This is a genomic window from Streptomyces sp. NPDC058646, from assembly GCF_042716875.1.
Lineage (GTDB): Bacteria > Actinomycetota > Actinomycetes > Streptomycetales > Streptomycetaceae > Streptomyces.
In genome coordinates this window covers 1-5,508 of record NZ_JBHXRK010000069.1, presented here as the reverse complement: position 1 = coordinate 5,508, position 5,508 = coordinate 1, and the positions used below count along the sequence as shown (strand labels likewise).

Here is a 5,508-nt window from a genome sequence, read left to right as displayed (position 1 = left end):
ACGACTTCACGACACCGTCCGCCGACTGTCACAGGCGTGTGACAGGGCATTCTCCGCGGAGTCGTGCCTGGTCAGAGCCGTGCGGCATGCCCCCGAGGAGGAGGCGTGGCCCGATGCCCGCCAGGGGCGGCGCGGTCCTGCGCGCAAGGTGACGAGAGCGTCGCCCTCCGTCGCACCCTGACAGCCGCTTCGGGGTGATCGTGAACGGCTTCGGCGCGAGGGAGGTGGCCGGCGCCTCCTGTGCGCACCGTGACCGGGGGGCCACCCCGTGGCCGACGCCGGGATCTGCACGGCGGTCGAGCGCGCCAGGGTACGGCCCACGTACGGGCCCCCGGCTCGCCCCGGTCTTCGCGTCGAACGTCCCCGTGATGAGGGGCGTCGGTACCGCGCTGACGGTGGCCACCCGGTGGGAGGCGGTGCGGTCCGGGACGATCGGACTCCGAACGGCCCGGCGCCACTCGCCGCAGGCCACTCGCTCCGTGAGACCGGGGGCCGCCTCTCGCCGACGACGGGAGCCGCGCCGGCCGCGCGGGCCTCGGCGAAGCGTTCCGGCGTTGCCGACCAGCAGGCTCACCAGCGCGCCCCCGTCGAGGACGACCTGGAGCGGAGTCGAAAGCGCTGCTGGAGCGTGGCCGGCCCTCCCAGGACGTGGGACGGGGGAGGCGGCCCGGGTCGATCTCGGCAGGCATTCACGGTCCGGGGGACCATCCACGAGGGAATCGACGACGCGGACTACGTCAGGGCCCAGAAGGTCCTGCGCCGGATGATGCAGAACGTCCAGGCGGGGCTCCGCAGTGATCGCTGCTCGCCGCCAGGTCGCCCGTCGCCCCGGCGGCGGACGCTGACCGGCCGCGACCGGCGTGTACCCCGAGCGCATGGCCGGCGGCGTCCCGGGGCGACACCCGGCGATCGAACATACGATGGGCGGGAACCGGCGCGGGCGGCTCGCCCTGCCGCTCGTCCAGACCGCCCGGGGTGGAGACGCATGGCACAGGCCGCCGACACCGCGCGGACCGTCATCCTGACCGTGGACGACGACCCGGGAGTCTCCCGCGCCATCGCCCGCGACCTGCGGCGCCAGTACGGCGGCGCCTACCGCATCGTGCGCGCCGAGTCGGGCGAGTCCGCGCTGGAGGCCCTGCGCGAGCTGAAGCTGCGGGGCGACCTGGTGGCCGTGATCCTGGCCGACTACCGCATGCCGCAGATGAACGGCATCGAGTTCCTCGAACAGGCTTTGAGCGTGTACCCGGGCGCGCGGCGCGTCCTGCTGACCGCGTACGCCGACACCAACGCGGCGATCGACGCGATCAACGTCGTCGACCTCGACCACTACCTGCTCAAGCCCTGGGACCCGCCCGAGGAGAAGCTCTACCCGGTCCTGGACGACCTGCTCACGGCCTGGCGCTCCAGCGACCACCGGCCCGTCCCCGCCACCAAGGTGGTCGGACACCGCTGGTCGGCGCGCTCCTCGCACGTGCGGGAGTTCCTGGCCCGCAACCAGGTGCCGTACCGCTGGTACTCCTGCGACGAACCCGAGGGGCGGCGACTGCTGGAGGCGGCCGGGGTCGAAGGACAGCGGCTGCCCGTGGTGATCACCCCGGCGGGCACCGTCCTGATCGAGCCGGAGGCGCCCGACCTGGCCGCCCACGTGGGCCTCGCGACGACGCCGACCGCCGAGTTCTACGATCTCGTCGTGATCGGCGGCGGTCCTGCCGGACTCGGCGCGGCCGTGTACGGGGCGTCCGAGGGCCTGCGTACGGTCCTGGTCGAGCGGTCGGCCACCGGCGGGCAGGCGGGGCAGAGCTCCCGCATCGAGAACTACCTCGGATTCCCGGACGGCGTGTCGGGCGCGCAGCTCACCGAACGCGCCCGCCGCCAGGCGGGCAGGTTCGGCGCCGAGATCCTCACCGCGCGCGAGGTCACCGGCCTGGAGGTCAACGGCGCGGCGCGCGTCGTGCGCTTCTCCGACGGATCGGCGGTCGCCGCGCAGAGCGTGATCCTGGCGACCGGTGTCTCGTACCGCCAGCTCCGGGCACCGGGGTGCGACGAACTGACCGGCTGCGGGGTCTACTACGGATCCTCGCTCACCGAGGCTTCCTCCTGCCTGGGCCAGGACGTGTACATCGTCGGCGGAGCCAACTCCGCGGGACAGGCGGCCATGTACCTGGCGCGGGGCGCGAAGTCGGTGACGCTGCTGGTGCGCGGGGAGTCGCTGACGGCCTCGATGTCGTACTACCTGGTCCAGCAGATCGAGGAGGCGCCGAACATCACCGTGCGCACCCGGACCGCCGTCGAGGCGGCGCACGGCGAGGAACACCTGGAGCAGCTGACCCTGCGCGACGTGGACAGCGGCGCCACCGAACTCGTCGACGCGCAGTGGATGTTCGTCTTCATCGGCGCGGCCCCGCTGACCGACTGGCTGGACGGCACGGTGCTCCGCGACGAGCACGGCTTCATCCTGGCCGGGCCGGACCTCACGCCGGACGGGAGGCCGCCGGCCGAGTGGGAACTGGACCGGCCGCCCTACCATCTGGAGACCAGCGTTCCCGGCGTGTTCGTGGCGGGCGACGCGCGCGCCCGGTCCGCGAAGCGCGTCGCGTCCGCCGTCGGCGAAGGAGCCATGGCCGTGATGCTCGTCCACCGCTACCTGGAGGAGTCATGAGCGGGCAGGTCATGCCCTGCAGCCCGCAGGAGATCGCCTCCCTGTTCCTGTTCGAGAAGCTCACCCCGGGGCAGCTGGGACGGCTGTGCAGCGAGGGAAGGGTGGAGCGGTTCGAGGCCGGACCGGTGTACACCGAGGGCGACCCGGCGACCTGCTTCTACGTGATGCTCGAAGGCACCGTCGTCCTCTACCGCAGGGTCGGCGGCGACGACGTGGAAGTGAGCCGCACCTCCCAGCGAGGGGTGTACGCGGGAGCCATGCAGGCCTACCTCGGCGACCGGGTGCCCCAGACGTACAACAACTCCATGCGGGTGACCGAACCGACGCGGTTCTTCGTCCTCTCCGCGCAATCGTTCGCGGACATCATGCAGGAGTGGTTCCCGATGGCCGCGCACCTGCTGGAAGGACTCTTCTTCGGCGCGAAGAACACCCAGCGGGCCATCGGACAGCGGGAACGGCTGCTGGCTCTCGGCTCCCTGTCCGCCGGGCTCACCCACGAGCTCAACAACCCGGCCGCGGCGGCCGTCCGGGCCACCGCGACGCTGCGGGAACGGGTGGGCAAGATGCGGCACAAGCTGGCCGTCATCGCTCAGGGCGACTACTCCCGCGAGGCGATCGCCGATCTCATCGAGATCCAGGAGCGCACCGTCGAACGCGTCGCGAAGGCGACGGCGTCGACCCCGCTGGAGGCGGCCGACCGCGAGGACGAACTCGCCGACTGGCTCGACGAGCACGGCATCGCGGAGGGCTGGCGGGTCGCACCGACCTTCGTACAGGCCGGGCTGGACGCGGACTGGCTGGAGCAGGTCGCGGCTGCCGTCGCCGACGACATCCTTCCGGCGGCGATCGGCTGGCTCAACTACACGGTCGAGACCGAGCTGCTGATGGACGAGATCGACGACTCCACCCACCGCATCTCCCACCTCGTGGACGCCGCCAAGCAGTACTCGCAGCTCGACCGCGCCCCGCACCGCGTCGTCGACGTCCACGAACTCCTCGACAGCACCCTGCTGATGCTGTCCGGCAAGATCGGGTCCCGGATCCGGGTGGTCAAGGACTACGACCGCTCCGTGCCGGACGTGCCCGCCTACCCGGCAGAGCTCAACCAGGTGTGGACCAACCTCGTCGACAACGCCGTCTCCGCCATCGGGAGCACCGGCGGCGAGGGCACCCTCACGGTCCGCACCGCACGGGAGGGAGACCGGCTGCTGGTGGAGTTCCGCGACACCGGGCCCGGCATCCCGGCCGACATCCGCAGCCGCATCTTCGACCCCTTCTTCACGACCAAACCGGTCGGCGAAGGCACCGGTCTCGGCCTGGACATCTCCTGGCGGATCGTCGTCAACAAGCACCACGGCAGCCTCCAGGTCGAGTCCGTGCCGGGCGACACCCGTTTCCAGGTGCTGCTCCCCCTGAGCACCCCGGACCCCGAGCCCTACGCCGGACCCGAAGCCGATACCGCCCCCGGTGGCGCCGGTACCGCCCCCGCCCCCGCCTCCGGAACCGCCTCCGCAACCGAGACCGCCGAGGAGCCCGTATGACCGACATCGCCGGAATCGACCCGAGCGTCCCGCCCGCCGGCACCGGCTGCGCCGACTGCGACGCAATCGGCGGCTGGTGGTTCCACCTGCGGCGCTGCGCCCAGTGCGGCCACATCGGCTGCTGCGACTCCTCGCCCGCCCAGCACGCCACGGCCCACTGGAAGTCGACGGGGCATCCCGTGGTGCAGAGCTTCGAGCCGGGCGAGGGGTGGTTCTGGGACTACGCCAGGAACGCCCTCTACGAGTCGGGGCCGGAGCTGACGCCGCCGGCCGGCCGCCCCCACGACCAGCCGGCGCCGGGCCCGGCCGACCGGGTCCCCCAGGACTGGACGCGGCTCCTGCACCGCTGAACACCCCGGTGCCCGAGGCGGTCCCCAGGACGCCGGCCGGGCCCTGCGCCGGACACGGGTCCGCCCCCACCCGGGGAGGGGCGGGGGCGGACGCACGGGGAGGGCGGGCCGGCCGGAGCCGTCAGAAGGCGTAGACGGGGTTCCCGTTGAGGGTCGCGGACATGACACACGCGTTGGAGAAGGTGTGCTTCCAGGCGATGCGGCTGCCCTGCCACACGCCGTCCGCGGTGACCGTCACGGGGTCGTAGTGCATCGGGCAGGCCCGGTTCGTGTCCGGGGCGGCCAGCAGCATGTCGAGGGTTCCGGCGGTGGCGGCGAGGGCCGTACACGCGGCCTGGGGGTCGGGGTGCGTCCCCTGGGCGGTCGGTGCGCAGCTGAGGGTGGACGCCCGTACGGCGGTGGCCTCGTCCTCGCCCTGGGCGACGGTGAGGACCACGGCGGACGGGGCGTACAGGCCGGTGGATTGTGCCTCCGCGATCCCGGTGGCGCCGGCAAGCGTGAGGAGTGCGGCGGCAGAGACAGCAGCGATGCGGTGACGCACGACAGAACTCTCTTTCAATTCGAAGGGTGGATCCAGTCGTTGACTGCGTTCTATCGACTGGATGCTGCTGAGTCTGTCGGGTGTGAAGGGTGCTCGCACATCGAAGACCGATTTAAAGACATCTCGTTCGATTATCGGTGACCGAATGGTCGTTCGGGCAGCTCAGGCGGGGCATGCGCCCACCGCGATCATGCGTCAACGCAGGGTGACGCCCCGCCGCGGTCGCGATATGCGGGCCGCTGACCTGCTGTCGGCCGGACGCGGTTCACCGAACGGCCATCCAGGCTGACCGGATAGTGCCGGTGTCAGGGGGGTTCCGGGCGGGAATCCCCGGGGTCGCCCTCGCCGGAGCGGGTCGGGGAGAATGCCCTGTCACACGCCTGTGACAGTCGGCGGACGGTGTGGTGAAGTCGC

Annotated in this window: 4 protein-coding genes; 3 read left to right on the top strand and 1 reads right to left on the bottom strand. The window is 72.0% G+C overall.

From position 1 onward, the window contains the following. Nucleotides 1-985 precede the first annotated feature (985 nt). Genes ACFWUZ_RS36085 through ACFWUZ_RS36075 form a run of 3 tightly spaced genes read left to right on the top strand, consistent with a single transcriptional unit; the run spans nucleotide 986 to nucleotide 4,553 of the window. The gene (locus ACFWUZ_RS36085) at nucleotides 986-2,662 is read left to right on the top strand and encodes an FAD-dependent oxidoreductase (protein WP_384382329.1); all 1,677 of its coding nucleotides are present in this window, start codon (nucleotides 986-988) and stop codon (nucleotides 2,660-2,662) included. Next, entirely contained in the window at nucleotides 2,659-4,203 is a 1,545-nt protein-coding gene (locus ACFWUZ_RS36080; RefSeq protein WP_384382327.1) for an ATP-binding protein, read from the top strand. Before ACFWUZ_RS36085 ends, ACFWUZ_RS36080 begins: the two co-directional genes overlap by 4 nt. After that, entirely contained in the window at nucleotides 4,200-4,553 is a 354-nt protein-coding gene (locus tag ACFWUZ_RS36075; protein WP_384382325.1) for a UBP-type zinc finger domain-containing protein, read from the top strand. Before ACFWUZ_RS36080 ends, ACFWUZ_RS36075 begins: the two co-directional genes overlap by 4 nt. A gap of 121 nt (nucleotides 4,554-4,674) precedes the next feature. On the opposite strand, the gene ACFWUZ_RS36070 is transcribed toward ACFWUZ_RS36075, so the two are convergent. Continuing rightward, a complete protein-coding gene (locus ACFWUZ_RS36070; protein WP_384382323.1) occupies nucleotides 4,675-5,094 on the bottom strand; it encodes an SSI family serine proteinase inhibitor in 420 nt (139 codons plus the stop codon). Between the last annotated feature and the right edge of the window lie 414 nt (nucleotides 5,095-5,508).

Excerpts from the sequence above, each read along its gene's own strand:
- ACFWUZ_RS36080 (WP_384382327.1), top strand. The coding sequence starts at position 2,659 with ATGAGCGGGCAGGTCATGCCCTGCAGCCCGCAGGAGATCGCCTCCCTG.
- ACFWUZ_RS36085 (WP_384382329.1), top strand. The coding sequence starts at position 986 with ATGGCACAGGCCGCCGACACCGCGCGGACCGTCATCCTGACCGTGGAC.
- ACFWUZ_RS36075 (WP_384382325.1), top strand. The coding sequence starts at position 4,200 with ATGACCGACATCGCCGGAATCGACCCGAGCGTCCCGCCCGCCGGCACC.